At 73.1% G+C, this 21,186-nt stretch carries 18 protein-coding genes; 10 read left to right on the top strand and 8 right to left on the bottom strand.

Annotated elements, in window-relative coordinates:
* Positions 1-6: 6 nt before the first annotated feature.
* Positions 7-1,392: a sulfatase gene (locus ACBR40_RS43990; RefSeq protein ID WP_371252567.1), complete on the bottom strand. Its 1,386-nt coding sequence runs from the start codon at positions 1,390-1,392 to the stop codon at positions 7-9.
* A 126-nt stretch (positions 1,393-1,518) separates the two neighbouring features.
* On the opposite strand from ACBR40_RS43990, the gene ACBR40_RS43995 reads away from it, so the two are divergent.
* Positions 1,519-2,520 (top strand): LLM class F420-dependent oxidoreductase, encoded by a 1,002-nt coding sequence (locus tag ACBR40_RS43995; protein WP_344207058.1) that lies wholly within the window; start codon positions 1,519-1,521, stop codon positions 2,518-2,520.
* A 26-nt stretch (positions 2,521-2,546) separates the two neighbouring features.
* Here the strand turns inward: ACBR40_RS43995 and ACBR40_RS44000 are convergent, their stop codons facing one another.
* From ACBR40_RS44000 to ACBR40_RS44010, 3 genes are all read right to left on the bottom strand, one after another.
* Complete coding sequence (locus tag ACBR40_RS44000) at positions 2,547-4,184, bottom strand: IS1634 family transposase (RefSeq protein ID WP_371252568.1); 1,638 nt, start codon at positions 4,182-4,184, stop codon at positions 2,547-2,549.
* A 75-nt stretch (positions 4,185-4,259) separates the two neighbouring features.
* Positions 4,260-6,194, bottom strand: a complete 1,935-nt coding sequence (locus tag ACBR40_RS44005) for an FtsX-like permease family protein (protein WP_371252569.1) — start codon at positions 6,192-6,194, stop codon at positions 4,260-4,262.
* Entirely contained in the window at positions 6,191-6,871 is a 681-nt protein-coding gene (locus ACBR40_RS44010; protein ID WP_344207056.1) for an ABC transporter ATP-binding protein, read from the bottom strand. Before ACBR40_RS44010 ends, ACBR40_RS44005 begins: the two co-directional genes overlap by 4 nt.
* A 93-nt stretch (positions 6,872-6,964) precedes the next feature.
* Here ACBR40_RS44010 and ACBR40_RS44015 point away from each other — a divergent pair, with 93 nt between their 5' ends.
* A complete protein-coding gene (locus tag ACBR40_RS44015; RefSeq protein WP_091093801.1) occupies positions 6,965-7,615 on the top strand; it encodes a response regulator transcription factor in 651 nt (216 codons plus the stop codon).
* A 65-nt stretch (positions 7,616-7,680) separates the two neighbouring features.
* Positions 7,681-8,364 carry a DUF4328 domain-containing protein gene (locus ACBR40_RS44020; protein WP_344207055.1) on the top strand — a complete coding sequence of 228 codons (684 nt, stop codon included), beginning with the start codon at positions 7,681-7,683 and terminating at the stop codon, positions 8,362-8,364.
* 4 nt (positions 8,365-8,368) lie between these two features.
* Here the strand turns inward: ACBR40_RS44020 and ACBR40_RS44025 are convergent, their stop codons facing one another.
* The 3 genes from ACBR40_RS44025 to ACBR40_RS44035 are packed head-to-tail and all read right to left on the bottom strand — an operon-like array spanning position 8,369 to position 13,088.
* Positions 8,369-11,995: a DNA polymerase III subunit alpha gene (locus ACBR40_RS44025; RefSeq protein ID WP_371252576.1), complete on the bottom strand. Its 3,627-nt coding sequence runs from the start codon at positions 11,993-11,995 to the stop codon at positions 8,369-8,371.
* On the bottom strand, positions 11,995-12,261 hold the full coding sequence (locus ACBR40_RS44030) for a DUF6504 family protein (protein WP_026214111.1): 267 nt from the start codon (positions 12,259-12,261) through the stop codon (positions 11,995-11,997). Before ACBR40_RS44030 ends, ACBR40_RS44025 begins: the two co-directional genes overlap by 1 nt.
* Positions 12,262-12,320: 59 nt before the next feature.
* Complete coding sequence (locus tag ACBR40_RS44035; RefSeq protein WP_371252570.1) at positions 12,321-13,088, bottom strand: GntR family transcriptional regulator; 768 nt, start codon at positions 13,086-13,088, stop codon at positions 12,321-12,323.
* A gap of 112 nt (positions 13,089-13,200) precedes the next feature.
* Here ACBR40_RS44035 and ACBR40_RS44040 point away from each other — a divergent pair, with 112 nt between their 5' ends.
* Genes ACBR40_RS44040 through ACBR40_RS44065 form a run of 6 tightly spaced genes read left to right on the top strand, consistent with a single transcriptional unit; the run spans position 13,201 to position 19,414 of the window.
* Entirely contained in the window at positions 13,201-14,355 is a 1,155-nt protein-coding gene (locus ACBR40_RS44040; protein ID WP_371252571.1) for an ABC transporter substrate-binding protein, read from the top strand.
* Positions 14,352-15,176, top strand: a complete 825-nt coding sequence (locus ACBR40_RS44045; RefSeq protein ID WP_020542070.1) for an ABC transporter permease subunit — start codon at positions 14,352-14,354, stop codon at positions 15,174-15,176. Before ACBR40_RS44040 ends, ACBR40_RS44045 begins: the two co-directional genes overlap by 4 nt.
* Positions 15,164-16,021, top strand: a complete 858-nt coding sequence (locus ACBR40_RS44050; protein WP_344207052.1) for an ABC transporter permease subunit — start codon at positions 15,164-15,166, stop codon at positions 16,019-16,021. Before ACBR40_RS44045 ends, ACBR40_RS44050 begins: the two co-directional genes overlap by 13 nt.
* Positions 16,018-17,121 (top strand): ABC transporter ATP-binding protein, encoded by a 1,104-nt coding sequence (locus ACBR40_RS44055; protein ID WP_344207051.1) that lies wholly within the window; start codon positions 16,018-16,020, stop codon positions 17,119-17,121. The genes ACBR40_RS44050 and ACBR40_RS44055 overlap by 4 nt, the downstream gene beginning before the upstream one ends.
* A complete protein-coding gene (locus ACBR40_RS44060; RefSeq protein WP_371252572.1) occupies positions 17,111-17,740 on the top strand; it encodes an HAD family hydrolase in 630 nt (209 codons plus the stop codon). Before ACBR40_RS44055 ends, ACBR40_RS44060 begins: the two co-directional genes overlap by 11 nt.
* A gap of 42 nt (positions 17,741-17,782) precedes the next feature.
* The gene (locus ACBR40_RS44065) at positions 17,783-19,414 is read left to right on the top strand and encodes a serine/threonine-protein kinase (protein WP_371252573.1); all 1,632 of its coding nucleotides are present in this window, start codon (positions 17,783-17,785) and stop codon (positions 19,412-19,414) included.
* A 69-nt stretch (positions 19,415-19,483) separates the two neighbouring features.
* Here ACBR40_RS44065 and ACBR40_RS44070 read toward each other — a convergent pair whose 3' ends face one another.
* On the bottom strand, positions 19,484-20,077 hold the full coding sequence (locus ACBR40_RS44070) for a TetR/AcrR family transcriptional regulator (protein WP_344207048.1): 594 nt from the start codon (positions 20,075-20,077) through the stop codon (positions 19,484-19,486).
* A gap of 119 nt (positions 20,078-20,196) precedes the next feature.
* Between ACBR40_RS44070 and ACBR40_RS44075 the strand changes: the two genes are divergently transcribed.
* Positions 20,197-21,186: ATP-binding cassette domain-containing protein (locus tag ACBR40_RS44075; RefSeq protein ID WP_371252574.1), on the top strand; the 990-nt coding region annotated here is incomplete at its 3' end.

The raw sequence follows: 21,186 nt of genomic DNA on the forward strand, positions 1-21,186 counted from the left end.
AGGATGTCAATGAAGCACGTCGGCCTGGCGGCAGCCCGCGCCCGAGCAGCGCGCCATGGTGTCCAGCCGGACGTCCAGGTTCGCCAGCAGCTTGGGGTCGGCCGTGGCCGCGAGGTTCTGCAGCTCGTACGGATCCGTCCGCAGGTCGTAGAGCTGCTTCTCGCCGGTGACGTAGCGGACGTAGGTGTAGTGCTCGGTGCGCAGCGCGGTGTAGGCGGGCACCGGCGTCTGCCGCGCGGACGACCGGTTGGCCGGCCGGTGGAACTCGATGAGCGCGTTGTGCCGCCATATCGGCGGTTTGCACCCTTTGAGCAGCGGCTTCAGCGACCGCCCTTCGGCGAACGGAGGCAGCATGGCCCCGCCCAGGTCGGCCACGGTCGCCGCGAGGTCGACCGTGGCGCCCATGTGGCCGATCCTCGACCCGGGCCGGATGCCGGGCCCGCGCACCACCAGTGGGATCCTGATCGCCTCCTCGTACGGCGTGGTCTTGCCCTGCGGCAGCCGGTGGGTGCCTAGGTGGAAGCCGTTGTCCGAGGTGAACATGATGTAGGTGTCGTCGAGGTGCCCGCTGTCGCGCAGCGCGTCGACGACGGCGCCGACCAGGTCGTCCACGCCGAGCATGGCGCGAAGCCTGGCGCGGTGGCGGCGGTCCACGGCGTCGATCTGCTCCTGCGACAGCGGGAGCCTGCCGCGCAGCCACAGCGGCTCGGCGCTGACGTCGGCCTGGTTGAACGACGGCGTCCGGGGCGCGGTCACGTGGGGGAACGCGCCCTCGTGCCGCCAGGCCGGATTGGCCGGGTTGTGCGGCGCGATGGGCGCCAGATAGAGGAAGAACGGCCGGCCCGAGCTCTTGATGAACTCCCGGCTCTTCTCGGCGAGCACGTCCGACAGGTAGTCCTCCTGGCCCCAGCCGTGCTCGGTCAGCGCGCCGTTCTCGTTGAGCCGGTAGCCGTACTCCTCGTAGAGGTTCGTCACCGGGACGGCCCACTCGTCCCAGCCGGGCGGCACGTACGTCTCGGTGGCGGTGCGCCCCGGATAGTGGTTGAGGAACTTGCCCATCAGCGCGGTGCGGTAGCCGGCCGCCTGCATCCACGTGCCGACCGTGGAGCTTTCCAGGCCGAGGGTGTGGAACCGGTCGAAGCCGCCCTCGGGTGCGGTGTTGGTGAGGACGCCGTGGCTGTGGACGTACTGGGAGCGCAGGATCGACGCGCGCGACGGGCAGCACCAGGAGTTCGTCACGAAGAACCGGTCGAACGTCGCCCCCTTGCGCACCAGCTGCCGGGTGATCTGGGGGAAGTACGCCAGCGTGCCCGCCTCCAGGTCGTCGGTGACGATGAGGACGATGTTCGGCCGCGACGCGCTCGCCGCCACCAGGGGCTCGGCCGCGGGCAACAGCAGGAGCAGGACGCAGGCTACGCGACAGAGACCTTTGACCACGGACTGTGACTGCCCGGAGGATCCTCCATTGACACCCGGCCCCCGCACGGGGGTAATAGAACTTAATTCCGGAGGTGTCATATGAAGCTCGGGCTCCAGTTGGGCTACTGGCAGCGCAACGCCGACGACGCGACCGCATCCGTACTGGCGGCCGAGCGCCTCGGCTACGACTCGGTGTGGACGGCCGAGGCGTACGGCAGCGACGCGTTCACCCCGCTCGCCTGGTACGGCGCGCGCACCAGCCGCATCAAACTCGGCACGTCGGTCGCGCAGTTGTCGGCCAGGCCGCCGGTGACGACCGCCATGACGGCCATGACCCTCGACCACCTGACCGGCGGCCGGCTGCTGCTCGGCGTGGGCGCCTCGGGCCCGCAGGTCGTCGAGGGCTGGTACGGCCAGCCGTTCGCCAGGCCCCTCGCCAGGACCCGCGAGTACGTCGAGATCATGCGCAAGGTCTGGCGCCGCGAGGAGCCGGTCACCGCCGACGGCCCCCACTACCCGCTGCCGCTGCCGGACGGCCTCGGCAAGCCGCTCAAGCTCATCACCCACCCACTGCGCCCCGACATCCCCGTCTACCTGGGCGCGGAGGGCCCCAAGAACGTCGCGCTGGCCGCCGAGATCGGCCAGGGCTGGCTGCCGCTGTTCGCCTTCCCCGAGAAGATCGAGGAGATGTACGGCGGCGCGCTCGCCGGCGCCCCCGCGGGCTTCGAGGTGGCGGCCATGGTGACCGTCGTGGTCTCCGACGACGTACGGGCCGCACTCGACGGCGTGAAGCTCATGCTCACCCTCTACATCGGCGGCATGGGCGCCCGGCACCGCAACTTCCACGCCGACATCATCGGCCGCATGGGCTACGCCGAGGCCGCCGAGCACATCCAGGCGCTCTACCTGGCCGGGCGCAAGGACGAGGCGTTCCGGGCGATCCCCGACGAGCTGGCCGACGGCATCTCGCTCGTCGGCCCGCCCGGCCGCATCAGGGAGCGCCTGGAGCTGTGGCGCAAGAGCCCGGTGACGAGCCTGCTCGTCATGGGCCCGCGCGACGAGCCCACACTGAAACTGGTCCGCGACCTGGTCCTCGGCTAGCCCCGTTTTCCGCAGCTGAGTGATCTTCAGCGTAGGTCTCGTGGATCGATGTCGAGAAGGTCCAGGAGATCGAGTTGGAGGTCGGTGGGTTGCGGGATGGTCGGGGGTGACTGGCCGTTGCCCGGGATCAGTCGGATGCCGGCCAGTGCGTCCAGGATGAGCTTGCCGGTGGGGATCGCGGGCCGGCCGGCATACAGCCCGTCCACCTTGGCATGGCCGCGGGCGGTCAGGGCGAGGCGGACCTGGCGCTCGATCAGGCAGAAGATGAGCAGGGCCAGGCAGATGACGGTGATCAGCGCCGCGATGCGGCGGTTGTTCTTCAGGTACAGGCTGGTAACGGCCAAGGGTCCCTTGAATGCCTGGTAGCGGCGCTCGACCGCTTCTTGACCCTTGTAGTGGCGCAGCACCTGTTCGGCGTCGGCGGTCTCGGCCGGCAGGTTGGTGAGCAGGGCGTACCAGCCGTCAGTGGCGGCTTCGGCGTCGATCACCTGCTGGTCGAAGTGCCAGGCAGGGGTGGGTTTGCCGGTGCCCGGGTCGGTGCCGGTCCGCGCGGTCAGGTAGGCCGTCACGCGGCGGGCGCGGCCGATCGCGGCGAGGCGGTCGGCCACAGCATGCTCGCTCGGGTAGTGGCGGCTGCCCAGGCCGCGCTGCAGCCGGGCCAGATCATCGCGGGCCCGATCCAGCTTCTTGGCCCGGGCGGCCCCGGCGGCCTGGGCGCGGGCCGAGGAGTGCACGAAGATCCGGCGCAGCCTCAGCACCGGGTCCTTCTTACGCGGCCCGGCCAGCGTCATGACGTCATCTTCGTCCTCGCGCACGTGCCAGACGCCCCGCCGGTCGGCGGCTTTGCCCGCGTCCCGGGCGGCGACGTAGTCCACCCGGGCAGCACCATCGATCTTCTGGCCGGCCAGCGTCTCGGCGCTGACGTAGAGCTTGGAGGCCGGCGCGACGAAGGACACACCCGCACCGTCCATGGCGGCCAGGTTGGCATACGAGATCAGCTTGGAGTCACCGATCATCAGCATCCGCTGCGGGCCGGCCAGCTTCTGCAGGCCCTGCATCGCGCCGATGACCTGCCCCACCTCACCGGCCGCGCCGTCATAGGCACGATGAAAGACCGGGATGCCGCCATCGGAACTGACCGCGATCCCGGCCTGGACCTGCTTCAGATCCGGCCGCCGGTCCTTCGGGTGGCCAAAGCGCGGCCGCGCGAAGCCGGGCTCGGCATCGTCATAGTCGCCGTGCAGCGAGATCGAGGTCATGTCCCAATGCAAACGGGTCACATCCAGGCCGAACGCCTCGATCGCGGCCAGCCCGACCGACCCGGCCAACTGGTCCAGGTGCGGGGCGATGGCATCCAGCGCGCGGCCGATGCGGTCATCGTTGAGCAGGCCCGGCTCGACGCCGAATACCTCACCCACCGCCCAGGCGCGGGCCCAGTCCTGCACATGCACCAGCGGGGCGGGCGAGGTCAGCCGGTTGGCCACCAGCACCTCGATCACCTGCCCATGGGTCAACTCCGCAGTGTCACGCACCGGACAGGCCGCATCCACCAACTCCCGGATCCTCAACCGCGAGCAGAACCCGGCCGCGACCGGTAACGCCCCGAGCATCTTCTCGACACTGGCCTGGCCCCACTCCGCACGCTGTCTCACCAGCCAGGTCATACCGCGGCTACGATCACCACAGCAAGCCCAACGATCTTCACTTACCTCAACGTGCGGAAAACGGGGCTAGCCGGTTCAGTCCGGTCGGGGCGCGGGGTCGGCCGTGACCGACCTCAGCAGCGGCCGGCTCAGCGCCCCCGCCCCGATCACCCCGGCGAACCCGAGCACCACGCACACCGTCAGCGTGACGACCCCGGCCACGCTGACCCCGCCGATCATGAACGGCATCGCGCAGAACGCCCCCACCAGGATCGCGCCGCCGCCCATCACGCCCAGCGGGATCAGCGTCTCGGCCCGCCTGGCCCGGTCCAGCACCTCCAGCGGCGTCCCGGCCAGGCGTAGCAGCCCGTACGTCTGCCGCCGGTCGAGGATCGACGAGGCGGCCGTGATGCCCGCGCTCGCGATCGCCACCAGGAACGACACCGACAGCACCACGATCGTGCCCACCCGCACGTCGGCCAGCAGCTGGTCGCCGAAGTTCCGCTCGTCGGCCTCGGTCGTCGCGGTGCGCCCGGGGACGAGCCCGGCGAGCGCCGTACGCGCCCGGTCCACGTCCGCGGCGTCGGGCGAGCCCGACGGCGCGGCGACGACGGTCCGCTTGACGACCGTGACCGCGGCGGGCACCTTCGCCGCCGCCAGCCGCTCGCGGGCCTGCCCGGCCACCTGCTCCGCCTGCCCGGCGGGCGCGAGGACACGCAGCTGGAGCGGCCCGTCGTCCCCCGCGAACGCGCCCGGGCTGAGCAGGCCGAGGAAGCCCGCCACGAACCCGGTCAGCGCCACCCCGCTCACCGTCCGCCAGGCCGAACGCGGATCGTCCACCAGCCTGCGCCCGGCCAGCAGCCGCGCGGGGGTACGCGCCGTACCGGCCGTGATCCGGCCGATGAGGCCCACCACCCACGGCCCGGCCAGGTTCAGGCACAGGAACGCGAGCCCCAGCGCCACGGCCACGATCGCCACGCTGGTCCCCTGGGTCAGCATCGGGAACGCGGCCAGCACCACGACCAGCGCGAGCACCCGGACGAAACGCATGCCGGGCGGCGTCTCCCGCTTGGCCACGCCGAGCGGGCTCACCACGACCCGCCGCAGCCCCGCCACCGCCGACAGCCCCACCAGCAGCGGCACCGCCACCAGCACCCCGGCCAGCACCGCGAGGCCGGGGAACAGGTCCCCCGCGAACCAGGCGCCGCCCTGGATCTCGATCCGCGTCAGCAGCGGCACGGACAGCGCGAACGCCACCGCGCCCGCCAACGCCCCGGCCAGCGCCACGAGCACCGCCTCGGCCACCGTCATCCGCACGACCTGGCCGGGCGTCGCGCCGACCAGCCGGAGAGCGGCCAGCCGCGTGTCCCGCCTGGCCACCGTGAGCCGGGCCGCCGCGCCCCCGAACACCAGCAGCGGCACCACCATGAGCACGCTCGCGATGACCGCGAGCACCTTGTACGCCTCCGCGTCCTCGCTCGGCGTCCCCGCCAGGCTCGCGACCCTGACCGGCGGCTTGCCCATGAGCCAGTCGTCGCTGCGCTCCGCGGTCATCGCCGGCGCGTCCGGCGCGTGGCCGACGACCGCGACCAGCTCCCCCGGGTACACCAGGGCCTCGTCCCCCAGGACGCCCGCCCGGTTCGGGTAACGGTCGCCCAGCTCGGCGGGGGGCAGCTCGCGGGCCAGCTCCGCGAGCGCGGGCGACAGCCACGTCTCCCCCGGCTTCGGGAAGCGCGGCAGGCCGGGCGGCGGCGCGGCGTCGGGCCGGAGCGCGGCGAGGTCCACGACGGTGATCACCCGGTCGCGTACGTAGTCGAACCGGGACGCCTCGACGGCGACCGCGTCCTTGGCGACCGGAACCGGGTTGCGCCAGGCGCCGCGCTCGGCGCGGGCGTCGAAGGCCAGGTTCGCGGCCACGGCGAACAGCAGCAGCGCCGTGGACACGGCGACGGCCCCCAGCGTCAGCCAGACGCCCAGCAGCCCCTTGCGGCCGCCCCCCTTGAGCAGCCGCCACGTCAGATCCAGGTTCACGCCGTCGCTCCGCTCATCGTCACGAGGTGGCCGTCGCGGACCTCGACGGTGCGGTCGCACCAGGCGGCCACGTTCGGGTCGTGGGTGACGACGATCAGCGAGGCGTCGTTGTGCCGGGTCGCCTCCACCAGCAGCCGCATCGTGTCCTGCCCGGTCCGCTGGTCGAGCGCCCCGGTCGGCTCGTCCGCGAACACCACCGCCGGCCTGGTCACCAGCGCCCGCGCGATGGCCACCCGCTGCGCCTGCCCGCCGGACAGCTCACCCGGCCGCCGCGCCTCCATGCCCGGCAGCCCGAGCGGCGCGAACCACTCGCGCGCCTGCCTGACCGCCTGCTGCCGGGACACGCCGCCCAGCATGAGCGGCAGGGCCACGTTCTCCTCGGCCGGCAGCTCGGGCAGGAGCTGCCCGAACTGGAAGACGAAGCCGAACCGGGTACGCCGCAGCGCGCTGCGCTTGCGCTCCCCCATCGCGTCGATGCGCTGCCCCAGCAGGTGCACCTCGCCCTCGTCCGGCCGCATGATGCCCGCGAGGCAGTGGAGCAGGGTGGACTTGCCCGACCCGCTCGGCCCCATGATCGCCACGGCCTCGCCGGCCCGCACCGCGATGTCCACGCCGCCGAGGGCGACCGTCTGCCCGAACCTCTTGACCAGGGCCCGTCCAACAAGCACGTCGTTCATGGGTCCCAGCCTCGCGGCGGACCCGTACGGGCCGGATCGGCCGTGCGGCCATCCCGTCTCGGCCGAACGGCCGATCTCCTTAGAGTTGGGGTCGTGACTATTCGGGTTCTCGTCGCCGACGACCAGCAGCTGGTACGTACCGGCTTCCAGATGATTTTGGACGCGCAACCGGACATGGAGGTCGTCGCCGCGGTGGCCGACGGCGCCGAGGCGGTGGCGGAGGCGCGGCGGCTGCGGCCCGACGTGTGCCTCCTGGACATCAGGATGCCGAGGCTCGACGGCATCGAGGTGACCAGGATCCTGGCCGGGCCCGGCGTGGAGAACCCGCTGCGGGTGGTCATCGTCACCACGTTCGACCTCGACGAGTACGTCTACGGCGCGCTGCGCTCCGGCGCGACCGGGTTCCTGCTCAAGGACAGCGGGCCCACGCTGCTCATCGAGGCGGTGCGCGCGGCCGCGGCCGGGGACGCGCTGGTGTCGCCGTCGGTCACCGTACGGCTGCTGCAGCACCTCGCCCAGCCGAGGCGGGCCGCGCCGCCGCCCATGAACGACCCGCTGACCGAGCGCGAGCTGGACGTGGTGCGGCTGATCGCGCGGGGGCGCACCAACCAGGAGGTGGCGGCCGAGCTGTTCGTGTCGCTGTCGACCGTCAAGACGCACCTCGGCAGCATCTTCGCCAAACTCGGCGTGCGCAATCGGGTCGAAATCGCTGCTTGGGCGTGGGAATCCGGCGTGGTGAGCTGATTAACGGCGGGGCCCGCGGGATAAAAAGTGAATCAGAACCGCAGCGCAAGGCCCGGGGAGAGAACATGCGCCACACCCAGGCACCGCCCACCAGAGCCGCCTCCGCCGTCTACGTCACGCTCGCCGCGCAGGTCCTCTCCCTCGCCGCTCTGGTGATCTTCGAGCAGGTGCGCGGGCGGCAGCTCGCCGCCCAGCTCGCCGCGTTCGGCGGACGTCCCCAGGGGGCCGAGGCGGAGGCGGTCGTGGGCGCGGTGACCGTGTTCGCGGTGCTGATCATGCTGGTCGCGGGCACCTCGGTCGCGGCCGGGGCGGCGTACGTGACGTGGCTCGTCCGGGCCAGGCAGGCCAACGACCGCTCGGCGGCGACCGCGCCGGTGGCGGCGGCCTGGCTGATCCCCGGCGTCAACCTGGTGGCGCCCGCGGTGCTCCTCGACGAGGTCTGGCGCGGCGCCCGGCCGCCCGCGGGGCGGCGCGGCCGGTGGCTGGCGCTGCTGGCCGGGTGGTGGCTGAGCTGGCTGGCCACGCTCGCGCTGGTCACGATCCGGCTGCCGCTCGACTCCGCGTCCGGCGGCCTCACCGGGGTGGGGGCGCCCGAGCTGCTGTGCGCGGCGGTCGCCGCGGCCCTCTGCGCGGGCACCGTCCGCGAGCTGACCCGGCTCCAGCGCGCCGCCCGCTCCCCCCTCGCCTCCCTCCGCCCTCTGTCCGCCAAACCCGCCCCCGACTCCACCTCTCTCAGCCACCCCATGTGACCCGTCAGGCGGCCGTGGGGCCGGAGCTGCCGGGGCTGGCGTGCCAGAGACGGCGGGCCGGGTTGACGACGGCCGGGGCGATGTCGGCGTACGGCGACAGCCGGAAGCCGTTGGGATACTCGATGCTCCGCCCGCCCACGCCCGTCTGCTCCCCCGGCGTACGGCGGAGCAGGTCGCGGACCGCGTCGATGCCCTGCGAACGCCACAGCCCGTCCAGGTCGGCGAGGTCCCAGCAGTCGAGGGCCCGCAGCGACACCGCCCGCACCCCGGTGCGCCGCACCACCCCCTTGGCCAGCATGAGCCACGCCCCGAACACGGTCGCGGCGCAGTGCCCCTGGACCGACTCGAAGAAGGTCAGGTCGATCGGCCCGGTGGAGTCCTCCAGGGTGGTGAAGACGACCCGCTGCCCCGAGCGCACGGCGGGCGTCTGCGTGGCCACCTTGACCCCGGCCACCAGCACCTCGGACCCGTTGCGCATGCGCAGCAGGTCGCGGGCGCGCACCACGCCGAGCAGGTCGAGCAGCTCGTCGTGGAAGCTGATGACGTGCCGGCTGACGTCCATGCCGAGGATCTCCAGCTCGGCCTCGACCATCTCGGCCTCGGTCATCTCGGGCAGCTCGCCGGGCGGCAGGTGCTCGGTGAAGCCCAGCGGGAGCTGCGCCGACGGCTGGGGTTCCGCCGCTCGGGTGGCGGTGCGGGTGTAGCGCTTGGAGGCGCGCGGCCCGGCCCGTACGCCGCTCGCCGACGACCGTTCGAGCGCGCCGATCCGCGCGATCAGGTCGCGCCGGGTCAGCTCGCCGGGCTTCCAGCGCGGCCCGCCGGGATGCAGGTCGTGCAGCGCGTCGAGGCCGCCGACCTGGACGATCCGCTCGATGACGGGCCGCGAGGGCCGGGCGCGGTCCCAGAAGTCGGCCAGCGAGGTGTACGGCTGCCCGGCCACCATCCGCTCGACCTCGGCCTCGCTCACCCCTTTGACCGCCGAGAACGGCACCCGCAGCGCGTACCCCTTGCCGATGTCCGCGGCCCGGAACTCCCGCCGTCGTGCGCCGGCCAGGCGGTCGGGCCGCACCCGCACCGGCACGCGCGGCCCGAGCCGCTCCACCCGCCAGTCCTTGCCGGACTTGTTGACGTCGAGCGGCAGGATCTTGACCCCGCACTGCCTGGCCTCGTCGATGATCACCCGCGAGGGGTACATGCCGGGGTCGTGCGTGAGCACCCCCGCGAAGAACGCCGCCGCGTGGTGCCGCTTCAGCCACGCCGACTGGTAGGTGGGCAGCGCGAACGCCGCCGCGTGCGCCTTGCAGAACCCGAACCCGCCGAACGCGTCCAGCACCCGCCAGGCCCGGTCCACGGCCGCGTCGTCGAAGCCGTTGGCCCGCGCCAGGGGCACGAACGTCTTGCGCACCCGTTCGCGTCCCTCCGGCGTGCCGAGGGTGCGCCGCAGCAGCTCGGCGAAGGACAGGTCGCGCCCGGTCATCACCGAGATGATCTTCAGGACCTGCTCGTGGAACACCACGACGCCGTGCGTCTCGCGCAGCGCCTCGCGCAGCCGCTCGTGCGGGTAGTGCGGCTGCCGCCACCCCTGCCTGGCCTCCAGGTACGGGGTGATCATGTCGGAGTTGACCGGCCCCGGCCGGAACAGCGAGATGTCCACGATCAGGTCGTGCATCTTGCGCGGCTCCAGCTTGGCGACCAGCTCCCGCTGACCGGGCGACTCGATCTGGAAGCACCCGATCGTCCGGGCCGCGCAGACCATGTCGTAGGTCTCCTGGTCGTCGTGCGGGACGTACTGGACGCCCGGGTCGTCGCCGCGCTGGGTGTCCAGCTCGACGGTGACGCCGTCCACGCGCTTGATCTCGCCCAGCGCGTACGCCAGCGCCGACTGCATCCGCACTCCCAGCACGTCCAGCTTGAGCAGCCCGGCCTCCTCCACGTCGTCCTTGTCGAACTGCGACATCGGGAACTCCAGCAGGCTGCGTTCGACCGGCGTCCGGTCGAGGAGGCCGGAGTTGCCGACGAGCACCCCGCACGGGTGCAGCGCGATGTGCCGGGGCAGCCCGTCGAGCCGCTCGGCGAGGCGGAACACCCGGTCCAGCCCGGCGTCGCCGAGCCGGCTGCCGCGCAGCTCGGGCAGGTCGGCGAGCGAGGCGGTGATCTGCCTGGCCCTGATGTGCGGGAACGCCTTGGCGATCGTGTCGATCTCGTGCGGCGGCAGGCCCATCGCCCCGGCGACGTCGCGGATGGCGCTGCGCGCCCGATAGGTCTCCATCATGGACACGCAGGCCACGCGGTCCTCGCCGTACCGTTCGAAGATCGCCTTGTAGCAGTCGAGGCGGCGGGCGGACTCGACGTCCACGTCGATGTCGGGCAGCCCGACGCGCCCCTCGGACAGGAACCGCTCCATGAGCAGGCCGTGGTCGAGCGGATTGACCTCGCCGATGCCGATGAGGTAGTTGACCAGGCTGCCGGCGCCCGAGCCGCGGATGGCGCAGCGCACCCCCATGCCGCGGATCATGTCGGTGATGCCGGCCACCGCGATGAAGTAGCCGGACAGGCGCTTGCGCTCGATGATCGTCATCTCCTCGCCGAGCCGCCGCCGGGCGCCCGCGTCGCGGCCGAGGCCGCGCCGGAGCAGGCCGTCCTCGACGCGGTGGCGCAGCAGCGGCACCGGGTCCCTGCCGATCTCGGGCAGGTGCAGGTCGGGCGGGTCGTTGCGGAGCGCGAGCAGCCGCAGCGGGTCCATCGCGCACGCCTCGGCCAGCCGCCGGGTGGTGAGCAGCAGCCGCCCCACCCGCGTCCGGTCGGCGCCGCAGACCTTGGCCGCCACCTGCCACATCTCCTTGGTGCTCTTGAGATAGGCGTGCGAGGTCGTCCGGTCGAGGTGGCGCGGGTGCAGGGGGACGAGCTGGCGGGCCGCGTCGAGCACGTCGCCCACCTGGTGGTCGGCCGGGTCGAGGTAGCGCACCGCGTTGGTGAGCACGGCGGGCACGCCCATGGACTCGGCCAGGCCGAGCATGCGCACGGCGGTGGTCGCGTCGCGGAAGCCGTACTGGTCGACCAGTTCGATCACCACGGCGGGCACCGCCGCCCGCCACAGGCCGAGCAGCGTCCGCGCGTGCTCGTCGCGCCGCGCGGCCACCGCGCGGCCCACGTCGGAACGGGGGCCGAGCAGCACCACGAGCCCGTCGTCCGCCCCGAACCCGTGCTCGCCGCCCGGCCCGCCCGCCCACGCGCCGATCAGCTCGCGGGTCACCTTCGGGCTGCCGCGCTCGCCGGCCCGGTGGGCGGCCGTCACCAGGCGCGCCAGGCGCGACCAGCCCTCGCCGCGGGCCAGCACGGTGACGCGGTCCTCGGCCTCGGGGCCGGTGCGGGGCCGCTCGGCGCGCATGCCGGGCACCGGACCGGCCGGCGGGGCGTCGAGCGCCAGGTTGACCCCGACGACCGGCGCGATCCCGGCGTCGGCGCACGCCTGGACGTGCTTGACGGCGCCGTAGAGCCCGTCGCGGTCGGTCAGGGCCAGGATGTCCATGCCGTGCTCGGCGGCGCGGCCGGCGAGCGCCTGCGGGAAGGCGGTGCCGTAGCGCATGGAGTAGGCCGAGCACACGTTGAGGTGCGGGAACGGCGGCGCCATCAGTCCCACGCCCTCAGCAGCAGCCAGCCGTTGGCGGCGGTGTCGTAGCGCAGCTCGTAGGAGCCCACCTCGCGGCCGGGACCGGCGTCCACGCGCCAGAACCGGCGCTCGCCCGGATCTCCCTCGCTGGTCTTCCACCATTCGCGCGCGACCACCCAGTGGTCGAGGACGCGGCGGACCAGGTAGAGCCGGTCGCGCCAGACGAACTGGATCGGCTCCCCGTCCCTCGTCCACACCTCTATCGGATCGCCATAGAGTCTGCTCAAGACGCTTCTCCCACGCGGCTCTGGTCGTGTTCGTGAGCCACCCGGGGGAAGGCGGGCGCTTATGACTCGAACATATGTTCTCCGGACGCGGAACGCAAGTCGATCGCCTGCCGTACGAGCGGGTTCGCGCCGATCGAGTTGCGGATGCTGAAGGCCACGCTGCCCGCGCGGTAACGGTCGTCGGAGGACTCCACGGGGCGGCCCTCGTGGGTCGTCGTGGTGCGGCGCTGGCGCAGCAGCGGGCTGCCGCGGCGCACCCCCAGCAGGCGGGCGTCCTGGGCGCCGGCGGCGACCGCGTCGATGAGGTGCTCGCCGTAGGCGCACACGAGGCCGGCGGCGTCGTACAGCGCCTGGGTGACCGACTCGCAGTCGGCGGGCAGCGCCTCGACGGCGGGGGCCACCCAGGCCGCGTACACCGTCCGCTCGACCAGCACCGGCTCGCCCTCCAGCGTGCGCAGCCGCAGCACCTCCAGCACCTCGCCGCCGCCGAGCCTGGCCGTCTCGGCGGCGCTCGCGGGGCGGCGGCGCTGCTCGATCACCTGGCCGCCGAAGCGATGGCCGCCCGCGCGCGCCCACTGCGCGAAGCTGTGCAGCTCGGCGAAGCTCTGGCTGGGCGCCGCGCCGAGCACGATGCGCCGGGCGCCCTGCCGGGAGCCCACCAGCCCCTCGGCGGCGAGCACCGCCACCGCCTGGCGCACCGTGCCGCGCGCCGCGCCGTGCCGCCGGGCCAGCTCGGCCTCGCTGGGGAGCTGCGAGCCCACCGGGTACGCGCCGGAGAGGATGCCTTCCCGCAGGTCATCAGCGATCAGTTCATAGCGAGCAGCCACGCCCGCCCCTCCCCGTTCATGAAAGAGCAACGTTCATGCGACTTACTGGTGCTCGCTTGTTTGTACAAGTTCCCTTACTTTCGTGCCATACCCCCCTGCACATGGAGGCGTCGTGCTCACCTCTCGCGCCCGAGCGGCCGGAATCGCCGCAATACTCGCACTGGCCACCGCGGCCTGCGGCGCCGCCCCCGGCACCCAGCAGACCACCGAAGCGTCACAGGGCGGGGCGAACGCCGCCACCGCCACCTCCGCCGCCGACTTCGGCGGGCTGGACAAGCTCGTCGAGGCCGCCAAGAAGGAGGGCGCGCTGCACGTCATCGCCCTGCCTCCCGACTGGGCGAACTACGGCGAGATCATCGAGAAGTTCCAGGCCAAGTACGGCATCAAGATCGAGAGCGAGACCCCCGACGCGTCCAGCGCCGACGAGATCAACGCCGTCAAGACCCGCAAGGGCCAGGACCGCGCCCCCGACGTGCTCGACCTCGGCCAGTCGTTCGCGCTCAGCGGCGCGGCCGAGGGGCTGTTCTCGCCGTACAAGGTGCAGACCTTCGACAAGATCCCCGAGGGCCAGAAGGAGCAGAGCGGCCTCTGGGTCAACGACTACGGCGGCTACGTGTCCATCGGCTGCGACGCCAAGAAGATCGCCACCTGCCCTGCCAGCTTCCAGGACCTGCTGAAGCCCGAGTACAAGGGCAAGGTCGCGATGAACGGCAACCCGACCAAGGCGGGCTCCGCCTTCGCCGGCGTGTACGCCGCCGCGCTCGCGAACGGCGGCTCGTTCGACGACATCCAGCCCGGCATCGACTTCTTCAAGAAGCTCAAGGACGCCGGCAACTACAACCCGGTCGAGACCACGCCGGCCACCATCGAGAAGGGCGAGACCCAGATCAGCATCGACTGGGACTACAACAACGCCGCCTACGCCCCCCAGATGGCCGACAAGGGCATCGACTGGCAGGTCAACATCCCCTCCGACGGCAAGTACTTCCAGATGTACGCCCAGGCGATCAACAAGGACGCCCCGCACCCGGCCGCCGCCCGGCTGTGGCAGGAGTACCTCTACAGCGCCGAGGGCCAGAACCTCTTCCTCAAGGGCTTCGCCCGTCCCGTGCTGCTGCCCGCCATGACCGCCGACGGCACCGCCGACCAGGCGCTCGCCGACAAGCTGCCCAAGGTGGAGGGCGAGCCGACCTTCCCCACCACCGAGCAGGTCGACGCGGCCAAGGCCAAGCTGGCCAGCGGCTGGGACGCCGCGATCTCCGGATGAGCCGTCCCCGGTCGAGCGGCTGGCTGGGCGCGCTGCCCCTGCTGACGTTCTTCGCGCTCGTCTTCGGCGTGCCCGCCGTGGTGCTGGTGGCGGGGGCGTTCACCGCGGAGGGGCGGCCCAGCACGGCCAACCTGGCGCTGAGCCTGCAGGGCGGCTACCTGACCGCCCTGCTCGGCAGCGTGAAGCTGTCGGCCGTGGTGGCGCTGGCGGGGGCCGTGCTCGGCACGTTCCTCGCCTACGCCGTCGTGACCTCGCGCTCGCGGCTGCTGCGGGAGGCGGTGCTGACCGCCTCCGGCGTGCTGGCCAACTTCGGCGGGGTGCCGCTGGCGTTCTTCTGGATCGCCACGCTCGGCAACTCCGGCGTGGTCAGCGGGCTGGTCGGGCTGCCGTCGGGGTCGCTCTACACGTTCTGGGGCCTCGCCGTCGTCTACCTGTACTTCTCGGTGCCGCTGATGGTGCTCGCCATGGCGCCGGCGCTGGACGGCCTGCGCCCGCAGTGGCGGGAGGCTGCGGCCAACAGCGGCGCCACCGCCTGGCACTACTGGCGCTACGTGGCGCTGCCGGTGCTCGCCCCGGCCATGCTGGGCGGCGTGGTGCTGCTGTTCGGCTCGGCCTTCTCCGCCTACGCCACCGCCAACGCCATGGTCGGCACCGTCGTGCCGCTCGTCACCCTGAAGATCGCCGCCGCGCTCACCGGCGACGTGCTGATCGGCTACGAGAACATCGCGCTGGCGCTCAGCCTCGACATGATCGTGGTGGCCGGCCTGGTCATGGCGATCTACCTGCCGCTGCAGAGGAGGACCTCGCGATGGCTGCACTGACCGGGCTGGAGCCCGTCGCCACCGCCGCCCCCGCCAAGGCGCCCGCCCGGCCGCGGGTGTGGCGCGGGCTGGTGTTCCTGGTGGCCGGGCTCTACTTCCTGGTGCCGCTCGGCGCCTCGCTCTGGTACACCCTCTACTCGCCCAGGTCCGGGGTGTCGTTCGCGCCCTACGCCGAGCTGCTGACGGCCGAGGGCTTCGCGAGCTCCCTGACGCTGTCGCTGGGGCTCGCCGCGGCCACGATCGCCGTGGTGCTGCTGCTGGCGCTGCCCGCGATGCTGGCCGTACGGCTGTTCGCGCCGCGGCTGCGTCCTGTCATGGAGGTGCTGTGCACGCTGCCGCTGGTGGTGCCGCCGATCACGTTCGTGGCGGGGCTGTCCACGGCGCTGCGGAACGGCACCGAGATGCTGGCGCCGACGCCGTTCTGGGCCACGATCATCGCGGTGCAGGACCCTGGCTTCCCGATCGTGCTGGTGCTCGCGTACGTGGTGCTGGTGCTGCCGTTCGTGTACCGGTCGCTGGACGCCGGGCTGCGCACGATGGACGTGCGGACGCTGGTGGAGGCGGCGCGCAACCTGGGGGCCTCGTGGCCGTACGTGCTGTTCCGGGTCGTGGTGCCCAACCTGCGCTCGGCCCTCGCCAGCGCGTCGTTCCTGACGCTCGCGCTCGTCCTCGGCGAGTACACCGTCGCCAGCCTCCTGGGCTACCAGCCGTTCGCGGTGTGGATCGTGACCGTGTCGGGGTCGAGGGGCCAGCTCTCGGTGGCCGTCTCCATCCTGAGCCTGCTCATCATCTGGCTGCTCCTGCTGGCCGTGTCGACCGTCTTCGGTAGGGAGAAAAGGAAATGACCGCATCGGCTCCGGCGTCCGTCGAATTCCGGGCGCTGCGGCGGGAGTTCGGGAGGACGGTCGCGCTCGACGGGCTCGACCTGCTCATCGAGCCCGGCGAGTTCGTCGCCCTGCTCGGCCCTTCCGGATGCGGCAAGACGACGGCGCTGCGGTGCGTGGCCGGGTTCGAGCGGCCCGACTCCGGCGCGGTGCTCGTGGACGGCAAGGACGTCACCCGCGTGCCCGCCAACAAGCGCGACGCCGGGATGGTCTTCCAGTCGTACTCGCTGTTCCCCAACCTGAACGCCCGCGACAACGTCGCCTTCGGGCTGCGCGTGCGCAAGGTGCCCGCCGCCACCCGGCGGGCGCGCGCGGACGAGCTGCTGGAGCTGGTCGGCCTGCCCCAGCACGCCGACCGCTACCCCCACCAGCTCTCCGGCGGCCAGCAGCAGCGGGTCGCGCTGGCCCGCGCGCTCGCCCTGGAGCCGCGCGTGCTGCTGCTCGACGAGCCGCTGTCGGCGCTGGACGCCAAGGTACGGGTCACCCTGCGCGAGGAGATCCGGCGGCTCCAGCTCGACCTGGGCATCACCACCGTCTTCGTCACCCACGACCAGGAGGAGGCCCTGTCGGTCGCCGACCGGGTCGCGGTGCTGCGGGAGGGCCGGCTGGAGCAGGTGGGCGCGCCCGCCGAGGTCTACGACCGGCCCGCGACGCCGTTCGTCGCGGAGTTCGTCGGCACCATGAACCACCTCGCAGGGACGCTCGGCGGCGACCGGGTGAGCGTGCTCGGCCAGAGCCTGCCCGTGGACGGCCCCGTACCGGCCGGCGCGGACGTGGACGTGCTGGTCCGGCCGGAGGCGGTCCGGGTGGAGCCCGCCGAGGACGGGTCCGCCGAGGACGCGACGGCCGAGGTGCTGGCGGCCTCCTTCCGTGGCGCGTCCGTACGGCTCCGGCTCGCCGTGGACGGCGGCGAGGTGCTGGCCGACGTGCCCGGCCACGAGGCGGCGCGGCTCGGGCCAGGGACGCGGGTCGCGGTGCGGCTGGTGGAGCGGCCCGTGCTGGTGGCGGCCCGTACGGTCACGGCGCCCGCTCCCGTCGTGGCCGCCGCTGATGCCGTCTGATCCTCAGGCGGTCCTGCTCGACCTGGACGGGACGCTCGTGGACACCGAGGGGGCGTGGTGGCGGGCGGTGGCCGGGGTCGCCGCGACGCTCGGGCGGCGGCTGGGGGCGGACGACGTGCCGCACGTACGCGGCCGCACCGCCGCCGACGCCGCCGCCCACCTCCTCCCGTCCGCCGCTGAGGCCGGAGCCGTGTCCGAGGATGTGGGCGGAGCTGTGGGCGCGCTGGCGGAGCGGCTGGTGGACGCCTTCGCCGAGCGGCTCGGCCGGGACGGCGTGCCGGTGATGCCCGGGGCCCTTGAGCTCCTGTCCGACCTCGCGGCCGCGTCCATCCCCACGGCCCTGGTCAGCGCGTCCCCGCGGCGCGTGGTCGAGCTGGTGCTGCCGTGCCTGCGCCACTCGTTCCACGTGGTCGTCGCCGACGGGGAGGCGGCGCGCGGCAAGCCGTATCCGGACCCGTACCTGGAGGCGGCCCGGCGGCTCGGCGCGGACCCCCGGCGCTGCGTGGCCGTCGAGGACAGCCCGGCGGGCGTCGCGGCGGCCACCGCCGCGGGATGCCGGGTGCTGGTGGCGGGGCCGGCGGGACCGCCGTCGCTGGCGAGGATCCGAGGGGCCTCGTGACCAACTCCCGCGATCATGGCGGTGTCGGTAAGCTTGCGCGGCGTGAAGAACGGTGAAACCTCCCACATCGGGCGCTACAGGGTGCTGAGCGTGCTGGGGCGGGGCGGCATGGGCACGGTTCACCTCGCCGAGGACCCCGCCGGCCAGCGGGTCGCCGTCAAGGTCATCAACCCCGAGCTGAGCCAGCACGAGCAGTTCCGCCTGCGCTTCCGCAGGGAGGCCGACGCCGCGCGCCGGGTGCGCAGGTTCTGCACGGCGGCGGTCCTGGAGGCGGCGCTCGACGGCGACCAGCTCTACGTCGTCACCGAGTACGTGCCGGGCCCCAGCCTGGAGCAGGCCGTACGCGAGTCGGGCCCGCTGCGCGGCTCCAGCCTCGACGCGCTGGCCGTGAGCGTGGCGACGGCGCTGACCGCCATCCACGCGGCCGGGGTCGTCCACCGCGACCTCAAGCCGTCCAACGTGCTGCTGTCGCCGGTCGGCCCGCGCGTGATCGACTTCGGCATCGCGCGGGCGCTCGACACGCTCGGCGGCGTCACCGGCACCGGCGAGCTGGTCGGCACGCCCCGCTACATGGCGCCCGAGGTGCTGCGGGGCGAGCCGGTCTCGCCGGCCTGCGACGTGTTCTCGTGGGGGTGCCTGGTGGCGTTCGCGGCGAGCGGGCGGGCTCCGTTCCCCGGTGACACGCTGCCCACCATCGTCTACCAGGTGCTCAACACCGAGCCCGCGCTCGACGGTGTCGAGCCGGGGATGCGCGAGCTGGTCAGGGCCGCGCTGCGCAAGGACCCGGCCGCCCGGCCGACCGCCCAGCAGCTCCTCGACCACCTCGTCGGGCGGGCCGCCGAGCCGGAGCAGGCCACGCGGACGGTCCAGGCGACCTGGCAGCACGCCGGCGTCCCTTACGCGCCGCAGCCTGTCGGCGGGGCGCGGCGCGGCAAGCTGTACGCGGCCGTCGCCGCCGGGGCCGCGCTGCTCGTGGCCGCGTCCGTCGGGGCGTGGGCGCTGCTGTCGCCCGGCGGCCCGCCCGACCTCGGCGTCCTGTACGCCGAGGACTTCACCCAGACCTCCGGCGGCTGGAACGGCACCTACGACGCCAGTGCCGACGCCTCCTACGGATACCGGACGGACGGGACGTACGGACTGGACGTCAAGCAGGGCAGCGGCTGGGAGGAGCGGTGGGCGGAGGCCCCCGTCCCCTTCCTCGTCGCCACGCCGACGACCACGCCCGACCCGACGGCCAAGCCCACGCCGATGCTGCCGACGTCGGTGGTCATCGGCGTCACCGCCGAGGTCAAGAAGGCGTCGGGCACCGGCGAGTACGGCGTCTACTGCCACGCCGCCGACGACAAGTCCTACTACGAGTTCGGGCTGGACACGGCGGGCAAGGCCAGGATCCGGCGGGTGGTGGACGGCGCGGGCGGCACCCTCGCCCCTCCCGTCCAGGTGGACGGGCTGTCCGGCGGGCCGGTCAGGATCGTGGTGGCGTGCGAGCAGGTGGACACGGCGACGCGGCTGACCATGTGGGTCAACGACGACCGGGTGCACCAGGTGGAGGACCCGGACGGGATCGGCAACGGGACGCTCGGGCTGTTCGCGCGTACGACGAAGGCCGAGGGGTCGCTGCTGCGGACCACGTTCGACGACTTCGAACTGCGCGGCAAGAAGGCCGACCCCTGATCACGGCGCAGCCGGCCTCTGCTCCCAGGACTCCGGCTCCTCAGGAGACCTCTGCTCGCAAGGCTTGGCTCAGAGGACTCCGGCGCGGGCGGCGGCCAGGGCGGCGTCGGCGGCACGGTCGGCGTCCCGCTCACTGACCGGCTCGTGCGCCACGAACAACCGGTAGTAGACGGGCGCGACCGCCACCCTGATCACCTCGCGGACGTCCACCACGTCGGGCAGCTCGCCCCGGGCGACCGCCCGCCGTACGACCTCGGCCGACTGGTCGTGCCTGGCCACGAAGAAGTCGTGCAGCGCCCGCGCCGCCGCCTCGTTCTGCACGGCGGCCGCCACGAACGCCGACGACACCGGCCCCAGCTCGGGATCGTCGAACCCCGACCGGACAAGCTGCACGACGCCCCGTAGGTCGCCCTCGATCGTCCCGGTGTCGGGGATGGGCCACGGCTCGTCGCGCGCCAGCTCAAGCGCGTCGGAGATGAGCCCTTCCACGTTGCCCCAGCGCCGGTAGACGGTCGTCTTGTGCACGCCGGACCGCTCGGCCACCCGCTCGACCGTCAGCCCGGTGTAGCCGTGCTCGGCCAGCTCGGCGAGGGTCGCCTGGCGTACGGCGTCGCGTACGCGCGCGCTGCGCCCTCCAGGCCGTTTGCTGCCACCCGCTTCCAAAAACTACTCCAGTTGCGTTTGTCTGCCCGCTTGTGGTTAGCTAACGCTACCGCAGTTGCGATTGGAGTTCCATCCTGATCCACCTTCGTAGCGTTTCCAAGTCCTACGGCGAGCGCGTCGTGCTCGACGACGTCACCGTGTCCGTCAAGGCGGGCGAGCGCGCGGGCGTCGTCGGCGAGAACGGCTCGGGCAAGTCCACCCTGCTCCGGCTCCTGGCCGGGGTCGAGCGCCCCGACGACGGCGAGATCACCGTGCCGACCGCCGCCGACGAGGTGGGTTATCTCGGCCAGACCCTGGACCTGCCGCCCACGCACACCGTCCAGCAGGCCGTGGACGCCGCCCTGGCCGGGCTCCGGGCCATCGAGCGCCGCCTGCGCGACCTGGAGACGACCCTCGCGACGGCCGCCGCCGACGCCTCAGACGACACCTCAGACGACACCGCCGACGACACCGCCGCCCTCGCCGAGTACGGCGAGCTGCAGACGCTCTACGAGGCGCGCGGCGGCTACGAGGCGGACGCCCGCGTCGACAAGGCGTTCCACGGCCTCGGCCTGGCCCACGTCGGCCGCGAACGGACTCTCGGCAGCCTGTCGGGAGGCGAGCTGGCCCGGCTCGGGCTGGCCTGCGTCCTCGCCGCCGCGCCCCGCGTCCTGCTCCTCGACGAGCCCACCAACCACCTCGACGAGCCGGCGTTGACCTGGCTCGAAGACCGCCTGCGCGAGCATCGCGGCACGGTCGTCGTGGTCTCCCACGACCGCGTCTTCCTCGGCCGCGTCGCGACCGCCGTCCTGGAGGTCGAAGGCGGGGCCGTCACCCGCTTCGGCGGCGGCTACGACGGCTTCCTCGCCGCCAAGGCGGCGGCGCGGGCCCGCTGGGAGCAGGCGTACGCGGCCTGGTGCGCGGAGGTGCGCCAGGTGCGCGAGCACGCCGCCACCACCGCCCACCGCGTCGCCGCCGGCGGCCTCATCCGCGACAACAACAAGATGGCCTACGACCGTAACGCGGGGCGCGTGCAGAGCTCGATCTCCAGCCGCGTCCGCAACGCCCACGAACGCCTCCGCCGCCTCCTCGCCAACCCGATCCCCCGCCCCCCATCCCCCCTCCACTTC

Origin of the sequence: Nonomuraea sp. AD125B, from assembly GCF_041402765.1 — a bacterium.
Classification (GTDB): Bacteria; Actinomycetota; Actinomycetes; order Streptosporangiales; family Streptosporangiaceae; genus Nonomuraea; species Nonomuraea bangladeshensis.